The sequence below is a fragment of the Paenibacillus ferrarius genome (assembly GCF_002027705.1).
In the GTDB taxonomy this organism is placed as follows: domain Bacteria; phylum Bacillota; class Bacilli; order Paenibacillales; family NBRC-103111; genus Paenibacillus_E; species Paenibacillus_E ferrarius.
In genome coordinates, this window is the sequence record NZ_MBTG01000011.1 from 17787 (window position 1) to 38746 (window position 20960).

Sequence of the window (20960 nt, forward strand, 5' to 3'; positions counted from 1 at the left end):
TTGCTATGAAACCTAATTCGGAAGGGTGTGGGTTGATGACAGAGCAATTAAAATCGATTATGGCAAATGAAAATAACGATTTGTTTACAATCCGTACGCACACGCAGGGCCCAAAAGGCTCATTGCCACTAACAAAAGAAATGTTATTGCATGCTCCAAGCGGAGAATTGTTCGGACTTACCCAAAATGTTGGGATGGGGTGGAAACCGTCTCGCCTGAAGGGTAAACAGTATCTGTTGTTAAGCACGCAAGGAGGCATACGTAAGGAAGACGGGAGTCCAGTTGCTCTCGGCTATCATACCGGCCACTGGGAGGTTGGCCTGCTGACACAGGCTGCTGCAGAGGTGATCACAGAAAGCGGAGGGGTTCCTTTCGCCGGGTATGTGAGCGACCCTTGCGACGGCAGGTCCCAGGGCACGGAAGGCATGTTTGACTCTCTTCCTTACCGCAACGATGCAGCGATCGTTTTCCGGCGACTTATCCGCTCCTTGCCTACACGCAAAGGAGTGATCGGTGTGGCGACCTGCGACAAGGGACTGCCTGCCATGATGATTGCTCTCGCTGGGATGCACGAGCTCCCTTGCGTAATTGTGCCCGGCGGAGTGACATTACCTCCCACGGAGGGCGAAGATGCCGGGAAAATCCAAACCATAGGTGCAAGGTATGCTAATGGCGAAATCAGCCTAGAAGATGCTGCCGACCTCGGCTGTCGGGCTTGTGCCACACCGGGCGGAGGCTGCCAGTTTCTTGGAACGGCAGCTACTTCGCAGGTTATTGCAGAGGCTATGGGCATGACGGTGCCTCACGCTGCGCTTGCACCATCAGGACAGCCCGTATGGGAAGAGATGGCCAGGCAGTCGGCCCGCGCGATGATGACGCTAGAGGAAAAGGGAATCCGGATGAAGGATATATTGACCGAAGCGTCCATCCACAATGCGATGGTTGTTCATGCGGCCTTCGGCGGATCGACCAATTTACTGCTGCATATCCCTGCTTTCGCTCATTCGGCAGGGCTGCCCATTCCGTCTGTTCAAGATTGGATTCGTATCAATAAAGCCGTACCAAGGCTAGTCAGCGTATTGCCGAATGGTCCGGAATATCATCCGACTGTGCGCGTGTTTTTGGCCGGAGGGGTACCGGAAGTGATGCTGCATCTCCGACGTTTGGGGGTACTGAAAGAAAATGCGTTGACCGTAACCGGTGAAACGCTGGGTACTGTATTGGATTGGTGGGAAACGAGCGAGCGCCGAGGGCGGATGAGAAGTCTGCTTATGGAAATGGATGGCATCGATCCGGACTACGTAATTATGAGTCCAGAACATGCCAAAGAAAGGGGGTTGACCTCGACGGTTACGTTTCCTACTGGGAATCTGGCTCCGGAAGGTTCGGTGATTAAATCGACGGCGATTGACCCGTCAACTATTGGAGAGGATGGGGTATACCGCCATCGGGGCAATGCCAAGGTGTTTACCTCGGAGAAAGCGGCTATCTCGGCAATAAAGAAAGGCGGCATTCAAGCCGGAGATATTATGGTGTTGATTGGGCGCGGACCATTGGGTGCCGGGATGGAGGAGACCTATCAATTAACCTCAGCACTAAAGCATTTGCCGTTCGGCAAATACGTATCCTTAATTACCGACGCCCGGTTTTCGGGCGTATCCACAGGTGCCTGCATCGGTCATGTTGGACCTGAAGCGCTGGCTGGCGGTCCGATTGGTAAACTGCGGGATGGAGATACAATCGACATCGTAGTTGACCGAAATCATTTGGAAGGCAGCATCCATTTTCTAGGCGATGGTGGCAAATTGCTGTCCCCAGAAGAAGGAGCCCGTGTGCTTGCTGCCCGCGACCCTCACCCAGAGCTCGCCTCAGACGAAAAACTACCAGCAGATACTCGTTTATGGGCTGCCTTACAGTCTGTCAGCGGTGGAACCTGGGCAGGGAGTGTTTATGATGTGGATCGAATTCTCGCTGTATTGGAAGCAGGTACAAAAGCATTGGCTGTGCAGAACAATTAGGAGGGGAATGATGAGATGACCCATATTACGAACCCGATTTTGCCCGGATTCAATCCTTGTTCCTTCTATTTTTAGGGTAGATGATAATTACTATATTGCCACATCCATGTTTGAATGGTTTCCCAGTGTTCAAATTCATCATTCAAAGGATCTTATACATTGGCAGCTGCTTCGTCACCCACTATCAAGAAAGTCTCAAATAAATATGGAAGGCAGCTTGGATTCGGTGGAATCTGGGTGCAAGTGGCTCGTCAATATGCTTTGGGACGGGAATAAAGTAAGACCTGTTCAAAAATACGAGCATTTCACAAATCATATAATAAAAGGTTGATCTACCGATGCAATGTAGATCAACTTATTTTTGTATTTTTATTAATGATAATTAATTTGTTAGGGCTCTATAATGTCAGCGAGCGTATCAAATCTTTCTATCTCGGTGCTTCACGGCTAGAACTTACAAGCGAACAGGGAAAGGGCACATACGGATTGTCGATGACGAGCCACTGATTCTGAAGGGTCTTATGAAGAATGCTGGCATCTTCCACGTGATTGGACAGAGGGGAGGGTTCGAGAACAAGCATTACTTCACGAAGGTTTTCAAAAAATACATGGGCATCACTCCAGGAGCTTATCGTGAGGATGGAGTGACTGAATCTACCGATGGAGGGGATAGCTGTTGACAGATCTTAAGCTGTTATTTAAGAGTCCAGCAATGAAATGGGATGAGGCACTGCCAATCGGTAACGGCAGGCTGGGAGCGATGGTGTATGGACAGACGCAACAGGAACGACTGCAATTAAACGAGGACTCCGTTTGGTACGGCGGATCACGGGATCGTAATAATCCGGATGCAAAGTCAAATCTTCCGGAAATCCGACGTTTAATATTTGAAGGAAAGTTGAAGGAAGCTGAGAGACTCGCTGTCATGGCGTTGTCCGGTTTACCGGAATCGCAGCGGCATTATTTACCTCTCGGTCATCTTTTACTTGACTTCTCTCTTCCAGACGGCGAACCGGATAATTACGAGCGCACACTAGATTTGGAAAGCGGCACTGTTACGGTCACCTTCAGTCAGGGCGGCGTTTTATTTAAGCGCGAGCTCTTTGCTAGTTACGTTGATCAGGCAATCATCATGAGGATTACAGCAAACCGGTCTGGTGAAATCGGTTTCACCTCACGTCTGGAGCGCGGCCGTTGGCGCTACGCTGACCATGCCGGACGAGAGGGAAACAACGCGATCTGGATGAGCGGTAATTGTGGCGGTGAGGGAGGCAACCAGTATGGTGTAGTACTTAGAGCAGCAGCTGAAGGCGGCATAGTGAAAGCGGTAGGCGAGCACCTGATTGTGGAGAACGCAAATAGTGTGACACTTGTTCTGTCCGCAGCAACGACATTCCGTTTTTTTGATCCTTTGGCAGAAGCAAGGGAGAAAGCGGAGATTGCCGTCCGTCTGGGTTATCAAGCGCTATATCGGAGACACCTAGACGACTATTGCGAATTATTTGGACGAGTATCGTTGTCGATGGTTACGGAAGACGTGGGAAACGGACGCATGAGCCTATCACATCGTATGGGCAGACTTAGCGGTGGAGAGTCCGATCCGGACCTTTTTACGCTTTATTTTCAGTTTGGCCGTTACTTGCTCATCTCCTCCAGCCGGCCTGGCTCGCTGCCCGCCAATTTGCAAGGTATCTGGAACGAGCACTTCCTTCCGCCGTGGGACAGCAAATATACGATCAACATCAATGCGCAGATGAATTACTGGCCGGCGGAATCGTGCGCGCTTTCCGAATGCCACGAACCTCTCTTTGAGTTACTGGAACGGATGCGCGAACCTGGCCGGCATACGGCGTCCGTTATGTACGGCTGCAGGGGGTTTACTGCTCACCATAATACCGATATCTGGGCGGATACTGCTCCACAAGATACATGGCTGCCCTCCACGTATTGGCCGATGGGAGCTGCCTGGCTCTCGCTGCATCTATGGGAGCATTACCAATTTACAATGGACGTGGAGTTTCTCAGCAACGCTTACGACACCATGCGGGAAGCTGCGTTGTTCTTGATTGATTACGTAGTGGAAACTCCGGGAGGTGAGCTGGTTACCTGCCCATCTGTGTCACCAGAGAATACATATATCCTTCCAAATGGAGAATCTGGCGTACTATGTGCCGGACCATCGATGGACACGCAGATCATTCGTGAACTGTTCACAGCAGTACTAGAGACTGAACGGATACTCGGCATCCGGAAAAGTGAGGCGCTAGGACCGAAGTTACAACGAGTACTGATGAAGCTTCCCCAGTCCAAAATTGGACGGTACGGCCAACTTCAGGAATGGTATGAAGATTACGAAGAGGCGGAGCCGGGTCATCGCCATATCTCCCATTTATTTGCCTTGCATCCCGGTAGCCAGATTACGCCCGACGGAACGCCCGAACTGGCGGCAGCTGCACTGTGTACGCTGGAGCGGCGTTTGGTGAACGGCGGAGGCCATACTGGATGGAGTCGAGCATGGATCATTAATTTCTGGGCTAGACTTAGGAACGGCGAGGAAGCGATGAACAATCTTAACGCGCTTCTCACACATTCGACGCTGCCAAACTTTTTTGATAATCATCCGCCATTCCAGATCGATGGGAACTTTGGAGGTGCGGCTGCGATCGCTGAAATGCTTCTTCAGAGCCATGCAGGCGAAATCCATCTTTTGCCTGCTCTACCAAAGGCGTGGCATTCGGGGAAGGTGACGGGTCTTCGCGCCAGAGGCGGCTTCTCGGTCGGCATTGAGTGGGCGGAAGGAGAGCTGCAAGCCGCTCGAGTTGTTTCTGATAAAGGCGCTGGCCTATGCAAGGTGCGTAGCAGCATCCAAGTAACGGTAACGGCTAACGGAGCACCGATCGTTGTTTTGCAGGAGGATGGGGTCGTCGTCTTCGAGACCGTTGTTGGAGGAGTATATAATCTCGAGGCATCCATATCGTAAATTTTTTGGGCCGTCAGGGCGGTGAAATTTCGGAACTTGCTAACTCGAATATCAAAATCAGTGAAATTGCCGAGGGAGTCGGGAATATGTGGGCACTCCCTCTTCAAGGCGTTCAAGAAAGGCAAACACCGATTATGTTCCGTGAGGAGCAACAGCGAGTAACAAAATTAACAACACCTCTTTTGTTAGAGAATTTGTGGACAGTCCTTAATCCGTTTAAAGGAGAGAAGATGTTTGATATTTTGTAGGGCTTTGCACACAATGACGGCGCTTACATTACAACAAGATTTGGTAAGTAAAGTAAAGAGTTGTACATTGTCTGGATGTTTTGCCAACCCTATAATGAAAACATAACCACGTCACTGCAGTGATAGCTCTAAATACTCAATATAGGGGGATGTACATGAAGCTAAACCAACACAAAATGAAAGCGTTGTCTGTTTCCTTACTCGCCATAACAACGCTCATATCGGCATGCACCAGCCAAAACAATTCAACGAGTACTGGAAAGAATGAAGCAGTGAGCACTGCCGGGAATACCGATGTGAAAGGTGCAAATATAGAACCGCTTGGCAAGTATGATCCACCAATTGAGGTGTCGTTTGTCCGGAACCTCAACGATGTTGTTGAGAATAACGTACTCGGTGTGCTAAAAGGCGAAACGTTTGAAGACAACCGATGGACACGTCTATATAAGGAACAGCTCGGCATCAATATTAAAAATAATTGGGTCGTAAAGGGGAGCGATACTTCTGATCAGTATTTACAGAAACTGAATGTAACGCTGGCCTCTGGCGATCTGCCTGATGTTATTCCAGTGAACGCGACTCAGTTAAAGCAATTAGCAGATTCCGGCCAAATTGAAGATATGACAGCTTTGTATGAGAAATATGCGGCTCCCCTAACCAAAGAGATCTTATCGCAAGAAGGGAAAAGCCCATTCGATGCTGCTACGATCGATGGCAAACTGATGGCGATCCCGCAGGTCGACTCCTCGCTTGAACGCGCTATGTTTATCTGGATTCGTACGGATTGGCTTAACAAATTAGACTTACAGCCGCCAAAGACGATGGCAGATGTACAAACGATTTCAAAAGCATTTGCCGAGAAGGACCCGGATGGCAATGGGAAAAAAGATACATTTGGCCTCGGTTTAAACAAAGCTTTGTGGGGAGGAGCTATAGGGTTAGAGGGGTTCATGGCAGGGTATAAGGCTTATCCGAATATGTGGATTACCGATGCATCCGGAAAGCTGATGTTTGGCGGTATTCAGCCGGAAGTTAAGAAAGCGCTTCAAGCCCTTCAAGGCATGTTTAAGAATGGAGAAATTGATCAGGAATTCGGGATTAAAGACGGTGGCAAGGTATCTGAGCAAATAGCTGCTGGCAAGATCGGAATGGAGTATGGCGAACAGTGGAACTCGATCTGGCCGCTTCAATTGAACCGTAACAATGATCCGAATGCACAATGGCGGGCATTCCCGATCGTTTCGGAGTCCGGAGATACACCTAAAGTTCCTTTAAGGTTCAGTACAAGCAAGTTTTTTGCGGTAAAAAAAGGTTTCAAGCATCCTGAGGCGGTTATCAAGCTGTTCAATATGCATCTGGAGAAAAACTTTGGCAAAACAGCGGAGTTTGACAAATACTATGCACCGCCGGAAGCAGAAAGCGTATGGCAGCTGTCGCCGGTAACTCCAAGCCCGGTAAAGAAAAATGTAGAGGCATTCAGAGCGATCGATGCGGCACGTAAAGCGAACGACTTCTCGACCCTGAAGGGAGAAGCTAAAACGATTCAAGGCAAGATAGAGGCTTTCAATTCGGGTTCAAAAGAAGGGTTTGCCTTGTGGGGTTGGGAACGCATTTATGGTCCGGAAGGCTCTGAGGGTGTCGTTGACCAGTACGATAAAAATAGTCAATTCCTGATGGATAAATTCGTAGGCGCACCTACGCCAACGATGGTTGAGCGGAAATCGACTTTAGAGAAATTAATGAATGAGACATATACCAAAATTATTATGGGCGGCTCTGTAGATGAATTCGATAAGTTTGTGAAAGACTGGACTAAGCTAGGCGGCGAGCAAATTACGAAAGAAGTCAATGAATGGTATGCAGCAACGAAGAAGTAGATGCGGGCAGAGGACGGGTTAACCATCCTTCCTCTGCTTTTTATGCATTAAATAATGGAGGTTATTTTATGGGTATCGGGAAAATGTGGAGAGAGCTTCCGCTGCATCTAATGATGTTACCGGGATTAGTACTCATTGTGCTATTCTCATATGTCCCAATGGCGGGAATTATCATTGCATTTCAAAAATTCATCCCTGCAAAGGGATTATTTGGTGACCAGCGATGGGTGGGGTTGGATAATTTCAGATATGTCATGAACCTGCCTAGCTTTAATCAGGTCCTGTGGAATACCCTCTTTATTTCAAGTCTTAAGCTTATTCTAGGCTTAATCGTGCCGATTATTTTCGCCATTCTTCTTAACGAATTGAAGAATGAGGTCATTAAAAGAAGCGTACAAACGACCATTTATTTACCGTATTTCCTCTCTTGGGTTGTTCTAGGAGGGATACTAATCGATATTCTATCGCCTTCTACCGGTATTGTTAACCAATTATTAGGTGCTTTCGGTTTGAATAAGATATTTTTCCTTGGAGACAATCATTGGTTTCCGTTTACACTCATTTCATCGGATATATGGAAAAATTTTGGTTATGGGACTATCGTGTATTTGGCGGCTATCACGGGCATTGACCCTGGCTTATACGAATCTGCCACGATTGACGGCGCAAACCGCTGGCATAAGATATGGCATATCACGATTCCAGGCATGCGAATGGTCATTGTCTTGTTATCAGTTCTCAGTTTAGGACAGCTTTTGAACGCAGGCTTCGATCAAGTGTTCAATTTATATAGCCCTCAGGTGTATGAAAGCGGCGATATTCTGGATACTTTTGTATATCGGATCGGATTATTGGATGCTCAATACGGTGTAGCAACGGCCGTCGGACTATTCAAGTCGCTAGTTTCACTTATTTTAATTTCAAGTTCTTACTTTGTGGCCTATCGATTTGCAAAATATAGAATCTTCTAGGAGGAGGGAAAACCGTGGTACAACCAACACCCAGTTCTGTGTCTGATACTTATCTCCGGGTACCCAAAAGTCGAATCCGATTCGAGTGGTTTTCCGTTCTGAATGTATCTTTTCTTATCATCGTATCATTAATTTGTGTCCTCCCGTTAATTCATATCATTGCTATCTCGTTTAGTTCAAGTACGGCAGCCGCAGCAGGTCATGTAAAACTGTGGCCGGTTGACTTTACATTAGCCTCTTACAAGTTTACGGCTAGTCGGGGAGCATTTTGGCAGTCCATGCTTGTATCCTTAGAACGCATCGCGATCGGGACGCCGTTAAATTTGATTTTAACCATTCTCGTCGCATTTCCTTTATCCAAGGAAACGAAGGCGTTTCGCATGCGTATGGTTTATGCTTGGATTTTCTTCATCACGATGCTCTTTCATGGTGGTTTGATCCCTTGGTACTCGACACTTAAGCAATACAATATGCTGGATACGATTTGGGCGCTCGTGCTGCCCGGTGCGGTTCCCGTATTCAGCGTGGTCCTGCTGCTTAATTTCTTTCGAGAGGTGCCGAAGGAGCTGGAGGAGGCGGCGGTCATGGACGGTGCAAGCTATTGGACAACACTCTGGAAAATTTATGTGCCGATATCCATGCCTGCTCTTGCAACTCTTGCCTTATTTTCCATGGTCGAACATTGGAACAGTTGGTTTGACGGCCTCCTGCTTATGGGAGACCCTAGTCATTATCCGCTCCAGAGCTACATTCAAACGATCGTCATTCAACAAAATTTAACGAATATATCACGTGATGAAGCCTTGAATATGGCCCTTATTTCTGATCGGACGCTGAAAGCTTCACAGATCTTCTTGGGCTCCCTTCCCATTATCTTGGCGTATCCTTTCCTGCAGAAGTATTTTGTTAAAGGGATTGTCCTCGGTAGTGTTAAGGGGTAGTGCATGGATGGCTTCCTAACCAAAATGCTTAGGAAACTTACAAGCTTCAGGCTATAATGGAAGAAAAAAGTTGGGGGCTTGTACCTTGATCAACCGTCAGCCATTTACTTTACGAAACACGATTTTCCTTCGGCTGCTCAGCACTTTTTTGCTTATCATGCTGCCGATTTTATTATTTGGTGTCTACCTGTATAACTGGATCGTCCAGACGGCAAGCGAAGACATCTCCAAAACGGCGGTGTCCCAACTAACCTTCTATATCAACGATCTTGAGAAAGAGATAGAACGGATGAAGCTGCTGCAGTTTGGCGTTATCGAGGACGAAGATCTCAACGAACTGACGCTGACTTGGGACACGATGGATGTGTTTAAACGCACTGAAAAAATTAACTCACTGCGAAAACGGCTTTATGCCATTCAAAACAGCAGTCCTTATATTAAAAATGTAAGTGCTCATATTTATCCGATATTCAAAACGATTTCATCTGCCAATGGCCCAAGCGAATTTGATACCGAACGGTACAATGGCTTGCGCTCAGCTTTGAGCAGTAGAAATAACCAAATCATTGAGTGGAACGGCGGGTTGTTTTTAAGTGCTGCGAAGCAGGGAGTAACCAATGGGAATCAGCCGTTGTTCATTATTGAAATTGAACTGGATCAGGAGAGATTGCAGGAGGCGTTAGGCCAGTTTAACACCTATCCTGGAAGTGGAACGTTGATGACCAAGGAGAATACCAGTGTTATTCTCACGAGTGGATCTTTAGAGCACTTATGGCAGGATATACCGGCCACCATTGCACAAATCAAACAAAATCCAGTTCACAGTACGGGAACCTTTACCATTTCGGGCAGCCGATATTATACCGCAATTGCAAGCTCTGATTATTTAAACATGTCTATTTATCGGTTTATCCCAGAGCAAATTATTAAGAAGCCGCTAGACAAGTTTTATCTGTGGGCATGGTTATTTATTTTCGTTGCTATTGTTATCATTGCTATTTATGCATTCTCTACCTACAAATTTATTCACAAACCGTTGTTAACGCTAGTTAAGAGCTTCCGGCGTATGGAAAATGGGGATCTGGATGTGAACATCCAGCACGAGTCTAAGGACGAGCTCGGTTACTTGTATGGCCGATTTAACCAAATGGTCACCAATCTTGGCTCTTTGATCGATCAGGTGTATAAGCAGAAAATTATGACACAACGGGCGGAGCTGAAGCAGCTTCAATCGCAGATTAATCCACATTTTCTATACAACAGTTTCTTTATCCTGAGGACGATGGCGAAGATTGGAGACGTTGAACGGATCGGACAGTTCGTCACACAGCTTGGTGAATATTTCCAATTTGTTACCAGGAATGCTTCTGACGAGGTGCTGCTGAAACAAGAAATTCACCATGCCAGAATGTACACGGAGATTCAGGAATTACGCTTCTCTCGGCGTATCCGGGTACAATTCGACGCTCTCCCGCGGGAAATAGAACAGGTATCAGTACCAAGGCTAATTGTGCAGCCGATTATCGAGAATGCATTTGAACACAGTTTGGAACAAATGAAACGCAGTGGAAACATTATGATTCGCTTCGAGTTGGAAGAGAATGAGATACGAATCATTGTGGAGGATAATGGTGATAGTTTGACGGATGAGACACTGGAGCGTCTCTCGGACACGCTGGATAACGGTGATGAACATGAGGAGACGACGGGCTTGGTGAATATTCACCGCCGTGTCCAAATGACATTCGGTGAAGCATACGGTCTACGAATAAGCCGAAGCGAGCTGGGGGGATTGAAAGGTATTATTTCTATTCCTTATCAAGGTGGTGATGCTCATGATTAGAATGCTGATCGTTGATGATGAGGAAATCATTACAGACGGGCTGTTTGACGTATTTAGCCAACTGAATCTCAATCTTGATTTGTATAAAGCCTATTCCGGTGAAGAAGCGTTGGATTGGATGAATACGACAAGAGTGGACATCGTGATGTCCGATATTCGTATGCCCGGGATGGATGGTCTCGAGCTAATGAGAAACATACGCAGTAGTTGGCCACATTGCAAAATCATTTTTTTAACCGGGTACAATGACTTTGATTATGTCTACCAAGCGATTCAATCACCTGGAGTTAGTTATCTTTTGAAGAGTGAAGAATACGATAAGATCATTAAGGCCGTAACAGATGCGATTCATGAATTGGAAAACAGTTTAAAGTTCCACGATCTAGTCAAGCAATCGAGAGAAAAGCTTACTACACTCGAAACCCTTGCTCAAGGGAATTATTTCCGTTATTTGCTTCAAGGGACAAGAACAACGGAGGAGTTAGTCGTTGATTTCCGTAATCTTGGCATTGCTCTTGATCCAACTTTGCCCATCCTTGTGGCGTTAGCTGACCTGCAAAGAACGAACACACACCATACCTTTGCGGAAAGTCAGAATGCAGCACTTGCTGTCAAATTTTTGGCAGAGACATTTTTGGAAGAACGCACAAACAGTCTAGGAATCTTAGATCAATACGGCGACCTCGTCTGGCTTGTTCAACCCAAGCTTGCCCAAGTTAGGGATTCGGAAGAAGCCTATTCCCGCACGGTCAAATTTCTAGAGGGACAATTTGAGCTTATGCAGCAAGCTTGTCATGATTCTTTGGGAATTACTTTTGCTATAACGCTTTGCGCCGATACCTGCGAATGGAAGCAGCTTTCTGAGATATACGATCGAATGAGAAGTGAGCAGTACTGGCGAGCGGGAGACGGTGCCCAGATGGTTCAAACAGTCACCTTGGAAACCATTGGAACCGCGGCTAACTCAAGAACGTTGAGAGAAAAAGCGGAGTCCTTGGCGATTCATCTAGAAGGTGGAAATAGAGAGGGATTTCTCCATCTGTTCAACGAACTAATGAAAATAGCCTTTGATGAACGAGGAAATGGCGGACCTTTTGCCCTGGAATTGTATTACACAATTGCTCTCAACTTATTATCCTATATTAACCGTTGGGAGCTGCACGATAAGGTTGGAACAACCGGGCTTATGCAAAGAGATAGGCATTCGTCTTGGCAAGATAGCTATGAGTTTTTGAAACAGACCGCAGAGTCTTTGTTTAATCTTCGATTAAGTGTAGAACGCAATAGAGCAGCAGCGGTGATAGAGAAGATCCGGTTGTACATTGAGGAGCATCTGGGTGAAGACTTGTCTCTCGTACGTTTAGCTAGCGTGATACACTTCAATCCGTCCTATTTATCGCGGCTTTTTAAGCAGGAAAGTGGCGTCAATCTATCTGAATATATTGATGAAGTTAGAATGGAGAAAGCCAAAAATTTGCTCAAGAAAGATGAACTTAAAATTGCTGAAGTGGGTGTTCAGGTAGGGTATGAAACCCCACACTCTTTTACTCGATTTTTCAAAAAATCAACCAGTATGACTCCAGCGGAGTATCGTGAGATTGTAAGGAAATAAGCGTATTGGGATTAGCAATTCTTAAGTATTAGGAGAGTTAGCGATGGAGAATGTGACGATAACGAACCCAATTATCTGGGCGGATGTTCCGGACCCTTGCGTTATTAGAGTAGGAACGGCCTACTATATGGTAAGCACAAGCATGCATGCAATGCCTGGATGCCCGATTATGAAGTCTGAGAATTTGATGGATTGGAAGATCGTGAACTACGTTTACGATACCTTAGAGGATAATGACGCCAACAACTTGCTGGATGGGAAAGGCATTTACGGTAAAGGGTCATGGGCGGCAAGTTTACGGCATCATAATGGCACGTTCTATGTGTGTTTCTCAAGTAATGATATGAACCAGTTTTACATATATCGGACAGCGGATATCGAGAACGGGAAGTGGGAGCGATTTGTCATTGCAGGAATCCATCATGATCCAAGTCTGCTGTTTGACGATGGCAGGGTTTATGTCATTCATGGCAACGGTAGTATTCGCATTACGGAACTGACGGCTGATGTGATGACAGTAAAATCTGGAGGTATTGATCAGCGGCTCTTCGAGACGGAACGTGACGGCATCATGCTGCGATGCGAGGGGTGCCATGCGTATAGGCTGAACGGTTATTATTATTTGTTTTTCATAGAGTGGCCCAATACCGGAAATCGACGTCGTAGGCAGCTTTGTTACCGTTCCAGGGAGTTGCTCGGTGTTTATGAGCATAAAGTGATTCTTGACGACGACATGGGTTACCGCAATCATGGTATCGCTCAAGGAGGCATTGTGGATACACCGCAGGATGAGTGGTATGCCTTATTCTTTCAAGATCATGATGCTGTGGGGAGAATTCCCATTGTGCTTCAAGTTACTTGGATGGAGGACTGGCCGGTCATTGGGATGGAAGGTAAAGCGCAAGTTTCATTCCAGGCGCAATTCCCGAGCACGGCACCTACGGCGCCTACCCAATTGGTTATTAGCGATGAGTTCGACTATAACGAAAATAAATTGCACCTTAATTGGCAATGGAATCATAATCCGGATAACCGCCTGTGGTCTGTGATCGCGCGTCCTGGCTGGTTGCAATTAGAGACGGGGAATAGTACCGACAGTATCCTATTTGCACGCAATACATTGACGCAGCGGACAGAAGGTCCTGTATGCATCGGAATTACGGCAATGGATGTTTCCCATATGAAGCCGGGTGATCATGCTGGTATGGTTGCACTTCAAAATCATTTCGGAACAGTCGGTATTCAAGCCGCAGCGAACGGAAAGCGATATGTTGCGATGTGTGTCAATGGAGGCGACGGTAGTGAAGAAACGGTCGAGCGTTTTCCATACGAGGAAAGTATGATTTATTTGAAAATTCATTTCAATTTTGAAAACAGCATTGATCTTGCAAGCTTTTACTACTCAGCCGACTGTGAAGAATGGAAGCAAATCGGGGCTCCTTTGAAGATGAAGTATACCCTGGATCATTTTATGGGCTACCGGTTTGGGTTGTTTAATTATGCGACCAAGCATGTTGGCGGGCATGCTGATTTTGATTTTTTTCGATTTAATGTGGAGAGTAATGTATAGAGGAGAGGCAGCCCTTCAGTTAACGTGTAAGAGAAATACGTGAGTAAAATATGCCGGATCCTCGATGCCTACCTCTCTGGCAACTTCGTATTTGCTATCCATTTTATATTCTTGCACCATAACCGGAAATATTTTCGTTAAATGATAAAGCCATGCTTTCTGCATGGTTTTTTGTCATTCGAGGCAAGGAGTCTCAATCCTCTTCCAAAAAAAACGGACACTCACCCAAAAAATAAGCACATTATGTAATTAGGGGTGAACTAGCTATAATACCTTTATAGTCTTTAGGATATTTTATGAGACATACGACAAAAGATGAGGGAGGCACAATATGAATAAAAGGTTGCGGTTTCTCTTATCCAAATTTCGTTTACAACGGCTTAGAAGTCGGTTTCTAGTTGCTATGATCATCATCTCCTTACCGCCGCTCTTCATATTAGGATATTTTTCTTTCGATATTGCTAAGAACACATTGATGGAAACGAATGCCCAAACCTATGAGAATCATTTGGAAACATCCAGTGAAGTGGCGGATTTACTATTTCGCAGCATTATTAATATGAATCGTTCAATTGTGGTGAACAATGAGGTGAGGGAGGTCCTGTCCAACAGCAACGCGGCTCAGAGCAGCGGACCTAAATCTGCTGATTCAACTGAATCGACAAGTGAATGGACTTCAAATAAGCTGCAAAAAGCGATTAACAACAATCAATTTGACACCAAATTTGTAAACTCCATCTGTGTGTTTAATTTGGAATTCAAGACCTTCTGCACTGGACGCTCTGATGATGCGGGTGTATATGAGAAGCCGGATAAGATCAAGCTCATACAACAAACGGATTGGTATCAAAGTGCTTTACAGGATCAAGGCAAGGTTGTTTTCCTGGGCTATGATATACTCGATCACTCGAAGAATTCCTTTTCCACGGTAAAATTATTTCGGGATGCGTCAAGTCCGAGCGGACAGACGATTGGTCTGTTAGTCGTGAATATTTCAACGGATATTTTCACGAATATTTTCAACGAAAATAGCAATACCGGCGGTTTCATGGCGCTGGATAATTCCTCTGAAAGTAGTAAAATCGTGTTTAATAATGGTCTGACCGACAAATCCGTTCTCAAAGAGGGGGACAACCAATCCCTTATTCAGCAATTGCAGCAAAATGGTTATCTCATTAGCCAATACCAGAATCAAACGACGGATTGGACCTTTATACATTTGATTAAAGTGAATGAACTGCTCAAACAATCGAATCAAATTCGCACGCTCACAACACTCATTGCTGTATCAATGGGCATTATTGCGCTAATGTATGCCATTTTTATTTCCGGCAGTATTACCCGCCCGCTTCTACAAATCAAAAAAATGATGGTGGATTGGACGATGGGGGCTCGCGAATTCGATGAGACGTTCGAACAGGACGAGGTTGGGACGATCGGGGAAACCTTCAAACGTGTTGTCTCAGAAAATAAACAATTAAATGAACGATTGGTTCATTCTGAATTAAAGGAGCGGGAGGCTGAGCTTCGCGCGTTGCAGGCGCAAATTAAGCCGCATTTTTTATATAACACGTTAGATTCGATCTATTGGATGGCAACCTTGCAGAAGAATCACGATGTCGCTCAGATGGCGATTTCCTTATCAGAAAGCTTTAAATTGAGTTTGAATAAAGGAAAGGATACGATCTCCGTATTTAAAGAATTAAAGCATATCGAGCATTACATGACGATCCAGAATATTCGCTATCATAATCGGTTTCAATATGTGCAAGAGGTCGAGCCAGCCTTAATGGGCATGGAGATTATGAAGCTGCTGCTTCAACCTCTTGTTGAGAATGCGATCTACCATGGGTTAGAACCCAAGGTGGGAGAAGGTACAATTCGACTTACGGGCAAGAGGGACGAGGGATTTCTTGTTTTTACAGTGGAAGATGACGGTGTAGGTATAGCAGATTTAACTGTGACGGAACAAGGATATGGATTGAAAAACGTGCGTGAACGACTGACTCTGTACTATGGAACTACGAGTTCGTTAACGATTTCGAGTGTGGTCAATCAAGGCACTCAACTCCAAATTCGCTTTCAACTATTCGGTGAAAAGAGGGATGCAGATGCTTAAGGCCGCGGTTTTCGACGATGAATATATTGTGCTTCAGGGCCTTCGTGAAATGATAGACTGGTCAAGCTTTGGCATCGAGCTTGTTGGCACAGCTGACAATGGTTTGTCAGCACTAGACCTATTTCGGGCACATCGGCCCAAACTTATTTTCACTGATATTCGGATGCCTGGCATGGACGGACTTCAGCTGATTGAAGAAATTATGCGGGAAGCGCCAGAGACATTATGTATCGTGTTTAGTGGATTTAATGAGTTTGAATATGTGAAAAGAGCGATTAATCTCGGGGTTGCTGATTATTTAGAGAAGCCCATTACAATTCCAACGATCGAGCAAGCGATTCGCAAGGTGTTGGACAAAATCAGCCAGGAGCAAGAAGTGCTGGAGCTTAAGACAAAAGTAAGGAGTAGTCAAGGCGATCTTTTAGTGAAGGCAACATTCGATTTGCTATTTCTTGGAGAAGAAGCTGAAGAGAAGTGGCGAGAAATTTATGGGTCAGGTGCTGAATCCATCATTGGCGTGACCGTTCTGGCGACGGAATCAGATCAGTTGCGAATGCTTGAGCAGACGGACTTTACAGCGATTCCGCTACGTCATGGCCAAGAGAGATTATTTGTATGTGTGCATGCCCAGCAGCCAACCCCTGAGTTCTGGGAGCAACTGCAATTGGACTCCGAACAAGCTGACATCTCCGTTGGGAGCGGTCGGACTTATACGGAGCTGAAGGATGCCGCACACAGCTATAAAGAAGCGCTTCGCGCATTACGGTCCGCACATTTTTTGGGGGAGAAAGGGATCGTGCGGTTTGAGGATTTAGGTGATTTGATTACCCGGCCAGAAGGTTTAAGCGAACGTGAGGAAGCCATTATTCTGAGTTTGCGTTCCGGTAATAAGGCCGGCATGCTCGAGCAGATTGATCGCTATATTGCGTGGATCCAAATGGAAAAGCTTGATAGCGAAGTTGCTGAACATGAAATGCTTAAGCTGCTTTATTTGGCGTTCGAAGAAGCGAAAAGGTCATCTGGGGACAAAGCCAGTCGCATCGCTGAAACGTACCGACCGCATGTAGAGTTACGGGAAATGGCAGCAAGAGGGAAAGTGACGGCATGGTTTCGGAGTCAACTTGACATGCTCATAGACAGTACGATGGATGCTCGTGAGCACGCAAGGCATGCTTCCGTCACACGAGCGCGCAATTATATGGAGCTTAACTATACACGTGATGTCACACTGCAGGAGGTAGCAGAGCATGTTGGCATGAATCCCACGTATTTCAGTGTGTTATTTAAAGAGGAAGTGGGCGAATCGTATATTAAATATGTGACTCGTATTCGCATGGAGCTTGCCAAGACACTGCTTAGCCGCGGTTTGAAAGTAAATGATGTGAGTGAGAAAGTTGGGTACCATACCTATAGACACTTCTCTGAAGTATTTAAAAAATACACAGGCTGTACGCCTGGCCAATATAAAGATCAGTTAGCGAACCCTGCAGGAAACTAAAAAATACGGACATCAATCAGAAGAATGACGCACTGCCTGTGGTTAGGAAAAACGATTAAGATTAAAGCACGGGGATAACGAACTCGTGGTAAACATAGGAATCGATTCATCCTAACCAAGATGACTAAGGGGGATTTGAAGATGAATAAAAAGACATCAAAATGGGTTGCAGGGATTTCCACTTCGGTACTATTGGCAGGTGTGGTAGCAGGCTGTGGAACGACATCCACATCATCTGGCGATACGAAAGGGCAAGCGACAGACAGCGGCTCCAAGAAAGCGGATGAGAAAGTAACCATTTCACTATTAATCGATAATACACAGGATTCTGTCAATATTGCAAAAGGGATTGTTGCAGCATTCGAAAAGAAATATCCGAACATTCATGTTGAACAAGAAACACGCCCAGGCGGCGGAGAAGGCGATAACATTGTCAAAACTCGTCTAGCAACTGGAGATATGACAGATGTTTTCTTCTATAACAGCGGATCACTTATGCAAGCGCTTAATCCAGAACAAAACCTGCTTGATCTTACGAGTGAACCTTTTCAAGCGAATGTGATTGATTCCTTTAAACCGACGGTCTCTTCCAAAGGTAAAGTCTATGCAGGCCCGATTGGCTCAACGATGGCCGGCGGCTGGTTCTACAACAAGAAGATTTATGCTGATCTGGGTCTCTCCGTACCGAAGACATGGGCCGAATTGATGGCGAACAGTGAGAAAATTAAAGCAGCTGGCATCACACCTGTCATCGGTTCTTATAAAGATGATTGGACGTCACAACTCGTTGTATTAGCGGATTATTACAATGTGCAGGCCGCCAATCCGAAGTTTGCTGATGAATATACAGCGAATAAAGTGAAATATGCGACGGATGCAGGAGCACTTAAAAGCTTTGAAAAGCTGGAGGAAATTGCGAAAAAAGGATACATGAACAAAGATTTCTTAGCAACAACGTATGATGCGGGCTTGAAGATGCTTGCGGAGGGCAAAGGTGCTCAATATCCGATGCTGTCCTTTGCAACGCCAGCGCTTGGGCAGAATTTCCCAGACAAAATGAAGGATATCGGCTTCTTTGCACAGCCGGGGGACAGTGCGGCAACGAATGGGTTAACGGTGTGGATGCCAAGCGGTGCCTACATTTACAAAGCGACTAAGCATGCGGAGCAAGCGAAGAAATTTGTCGAATTCATCGCTTCCTTGGATGGTGTAGCCGCACAGTCGGCAGCGTCCATGCCATCAGGCCCTTATGCAATTAAAGGTGCCAAACTGCCGGATAATGTTGCACAAGCAGTGAAAGATATGACGCCATATTTTGACGGCAATAAGACAGCACCAGCTTTGGAATTCGTTTCCCCAATTAAAGGTTCCAGCTTACCGCAAATTACAACCGAAGTCGGAGCCGCTATCAAAACAGGTAAACAAGGCGCTGAAGTGTATGACAAAGATGTAGAGAAACAAGCCAAGCAACTTGGTCTTCAAGGATGGTAGTAATTAAAGATTAATAATAGAGGAGTCGACGATGCGAAATTCATGCAGGACCGGCTCTTTTCTTAAACTTAGGGGTGATCTCGGTGGCCAAGGTGTTCAAACGTACGTACTCATATGCTTTTCTTATTCCTGCAGCCATTATTTACTTATTGATTTTCATCTTTCCAACCATTATGTCTTTTTTCTTCAGTTTGACAAGATGGAATTTAACGAGTTGGACGTTTATCGGTTTGGATAACTTTAAAATGTTTTTCCAAGAAGCTTCACTCCTAATCGGATTTAAGAATACACTCATTTATGCTTTAGTCACTTGCGTTTTAAAAGTTGTTTTGGGCTTGTTGCTAGGCGTATTTCTAACTTCAAAAATAAGAGCCAAGGGTTATCTGCGGTCTGTCATATTTTTTCCAACCTTGCTTAGCACCATTGCAGTTGGCATTACCTTTAGCATGATGATGCATCCAACACAAGGATTAATCAATACGGCATTAGCGGCAATTGGTATTGCTGGACCTGACTGGTTAGGTGATACACGCATAGCACTGCTGTCCGTTGCCCTCGTTGATGTATGGAAAGGCGTTGGCTTCGCAACCGTCATCTATATCGCTGGAATTCTCTCTATTCCTCAAGAGTATTACGAAGCCCTAGAGATGGATGGCGGAGGAGCATTCCGTAAGTTCTGGAATATTATTCTCCCGTTAAGCCGTCCGGCAACGAATTCCGTTATCATTTTATCGTTTATCGGTGGATTGCGATCCTTCGACCTCGTTTGGGCAATGACCAAGGGGGGGCCTGGATTTACGACTGACCTTATCGCCTCCATCATCTATAAGCAGTACCAAGGTGGTTATTATGGTCTGGCTACAGCAGGAAACGTGATTTTATTTATTGTGGTAACGGCGCTTGCCCTTCCGCTGTATTCTTACCTGAACAGAAAAGAGGCGGAACTATGAGCAGAAAAATAAAAGGCTTAGGCATTGAAGTCATTGCCATTCTTCTGACCATTGTTATCTTCTGGATTCCATTCTACTTTGTTATTGTCAATGCACTCAAGGACAAGAAAGAATCTTCCTTGTTGAACTTAGCTTGGCCTTCAACGATTCATCTTTGGGACAATCTGAAGGAAGTAATTACTGCCCGGGATTACATGTTGTTGCGGGCATTTTACAACAGTACTTTGCTGACGGTCATATCAATTACTGTGTTGATTCTTGTTTGTGCGATGGCAGGCTTTGTGATGCAGCGCAGAAATGATCGTGCGACGCCATGGCTAAACTTCCTTGTCCTGTCTGGATTAATTATACCGCCAGCTATCGTACCCACGATCTGGGTCTTAAATGGTATTGGTTTGTTCAAAACGCTGCCAGGTCTCGTTCTCGTAGAGGTGGCACTCGGATTTCCTTTCGGGGTCTTGCTGTACAAAGGGTTTATGGCAGGCATTCCGCGTGAAGTAGATGAAGCTGCTGTGGTGGATGGTTCCAGCGGATTGGGATTGTTCTATAGAATCATTCTGCCACTACTACAACCTGTAACAGCAACCATTATTGTCACATCGTCCGTAGGGATCTTTAACGACTTTACTAACCCCTTGTATTTCTTCCCAGGAGCTAAGAATGCGACAGTGCAATTAACGCTTTATAATTTCCAAAGCCAGTTCGTGACGCAATGGAATTTGCTATTTATGAACATTTTATTGATCACCTTACCGCCTCTTGTATTATTCATTGTTTTTAACAAAAAAATTGTAGCAGGGATGACAGCGGGTTCGGTTAAAGGCTAATCATGGGATCGTTAA

14 protein-coding genes and 1 pseudogene are annotated in these 20960 nt (G+C 45.6%); all 15 read left to right on the top strand.

All coding sequences use genetic code 11. The annotated features are described in order from the left end of the window. Window positions 1-35 precede the first annotated feature (35 nt). Window positions 36-2018 carry a YjhG/YagF family D-xylonate dehydratase gene (locus tag BC351_RS12560; protein ID WP_079412453.1) on the top strand — a complete coding sequence of 661 codons (1983 nt, stop codon included), beginning with the start codon at window positions 36-38 and terminating at the stop codon, window positions 2016-2018. Window positions 2019-2033: 15 nt separating this feature from the next. Further along, window positions 2034-2244, top strand: a pseudogene (locus BC351_RS43360) (family 43 glycosylhydrolase); the annotation flags it as partial. Window positions 2245-2539: 295 nt separating this feature from the next. Then, window positions 2540-2698, top strand: coding sequence for an AraC family transcriptional regulator (locus BC351_RS41555; protein ID WP_244208977.1), 159 nt, complete (start codon window positions 2540-2542; stop codon window positions 2696-2698). Further along, entirely contained in the window at window positions 2695-4998 is a 2304-nt protein-coding gene (locus tag BC351_RS12570; protein WP_079412455.1) for a glycoside hydrolase family 95 protein, read from the top strand. Before BC351_RS41555 ends, BC351_RS12570 begins: the two co-directional genes overlap by 4 nt. A gap of 403 nt (window positions 4999-5401) precedes the next feature. Further along, complete coding sequence (locus BC351_RS12580; protein WP_079412459.1) at window positions 5402-7123, top strand: extracellular solute-binding protein; 1722 nt, start codon at window positions 5402-5404, stop codon at window positions 7121-7123. Between the two features lie 68 nt (window positions 7124-7191). Continuing rightward, complete coding sequence (locus BC351_RS12585; RefSeq protein WP_079412691.1) at window positions 7192-8094, top strand: ABC transporter permease; 903 nt, start codon at window positions 7192-7194, stop codon at window positions 8092-8094. Between the two features lie 38 nt (window positions 8095-8132). After that, a complete protein-coding gene (locus BC351_RS12590; protein ID WP_079412693.1) occupies window positions 8133-9035 on the top strand; it encodes a carbohydrate ABC transporter permease in 903 nt (300 codons plus the stop codon). An 85-nt stretch (window positions 9036-9120) separates the two neighbouring features. Continuing rightward, window positions 9121-10878 (top strand): sensor histidine kinase, encoded by a 1758-nt coding sequence (locus BC351_RS12595; RefSeq protein ID WP_244208978.1) that lies wholly within the window; start codon window positions 9121-9123, stop codon window positions 10876-10878. Continuing rightward, entirely contained in the window at window positions 10871-12490 is a 1620-nt protein-coding gene (locus BC351_RS12600) for a response regulator transcription factor (protein ID WP_079412461.1), read from the top strand. Before BC351_RS12595 ends, BC351_RS12600 begins: the two co-directional genes overlap by 8 nt. Window positions 12491-12533: 43 nt before the next feature. After that, on the top strand, window positions 12534-14060 hold the full coding sequence (locus BC351_RS12605; RefSeq protein ID WP_079412463.1) for a glycoside hydrolase family 43 protein: 1527 nt from the start codon (window positions 12534-12536) through the stop codon (window positions 14058-14060). A gap of 331 nt (window positions 14061-14391) precedes the next feature. Further along, entirely contained in the window at window positions 14392-16179 is a 1788-nt protein-coding gene (locus BC351_RS12610) for a sensor histidine kinase (RefSeq protein ID WP_079412465.1), read from the top strand. Next, window positions 16172-17677 carry a response regulator gene (locus BC351_RS12615; RefSeq protein ID WP_079412467.1) on the top strand — a complete coding sequence of 502 codons (1506 nt, stop codon included), beginning with the start codon at window positions 16172-16174 and terminating at the stop codon, window positions 17675-17677. The genes BC351_RS12610 and BC351_RS12615 overlap by 8 nt, the downstream gene beginning before the upstream one ends. Before the next feature lie 141 nt (window positions 17678-17818). Beyond that, window positions 17819-19168 (top strand): ABC transporter substrate-binding protein, encoded by a 1350-nt coding sequence (locus BC351_RS12620; protein WP_079412469.1) that lies wholly within the window; start codon window positions 17819-17821, stop codon window positions 19166-19168. Between the two features lie 83 nt (window positions 19169-19251). Beyond that, window positions 19252-20118: a carbohydrate ABC transporter permease gene (locus BC351_RS12625; protein WP_079412471.1), complete on the top strand. Its 867-nt coding sequence runs from the start codon at window positions 19252-19254 to the stop codon at window positions 20116-20118. Continuing rightward, window positions 20115-20945 (top strand): carbohydrate ABC transporter permease, encoded by an 831-nt coding sequence (locus BC351_RS12630; protein ID WP_079412473.1) that lies wholly within the window; start codon window positions 20115-20117, stop codon window positions 20943-20945. Before BC351_RS12625 ends, BC351_RS12630 begins: the two co-directional genes overlap by 4 nt. Window positions 20946-20960 lie beyond the last annotated feature (15 nt).

Bases quoted from the DNA above. Each gene is read 5' to 3' on its own strand.
- BC351_RS12560 (WP_079412453.1), top strand. From the start codon at position 36: ATGACAGAGCAATTAAAATCGATTATGGCAAATGAAAATAACGATTTG.
- BC351_RS41555 (WP_244208977.1), top strand. From the start codon at position 2,540: ATGAAGAATGCTGGCATCTTCCACGTGATTGGACAGAGGGGAGGGTTC.
- BC351_RS12580 (WP_079412459.1), top strand. From the start codon at position 5,402: ATGAAGCTAAACCAACACAAAATGAAAGCGTTGTCTGTTTCCTTACTC.
- BC351_RS12585 (WP_079412691.1), top strand. From the start codon at position 7,192: ATGGGTATCGGGAAAATGTGGAGAGAGCTTCCGCTGCATCTAATGATG.
- BC351_RS12600 (WP_079412461.1), top strand. From the start codon at position 10,871: ATGATTAGAATGCTGATCGTTGATGATGAGGAAATCATTACAGACGGG.
- BC351_RS12605 (WP_079412463.1), top strand. From the start codon at position 12,534: ATGGAGAATGTGACGATAACGAACCCAATTATCTGGGCGGATGTTCCG.
- BC351_RS12610 (WP_079412465.1), top strand. From the start codon at position 14,392: ATGAATAAAAGGTTGCGGTTTCTCTTATCCAAATTTCGTTTACAACGG.
- BC351_RS12615 (WP_079412467.1), top strand. From the start codon at position 16,172: ATGCTTAAGGCCGCGGTTTTCGACGATGAATATATTGTGCTTCAGGGC.
- BC351_RS12620 (WP_079412469.1), top strand. From the start codon at position 17,819: ATGAATAAAAAGACATCAAAATGGGTTGCAGGGATTTCCACTTCGGTA.
- BC351_RS12630 (WP_079412473.1), top strand. From the start codon at position 20,115: ATGAGCAGAAAAATAAAAGGCTTAGGCATTGAAGTCATTGCCATTCTT.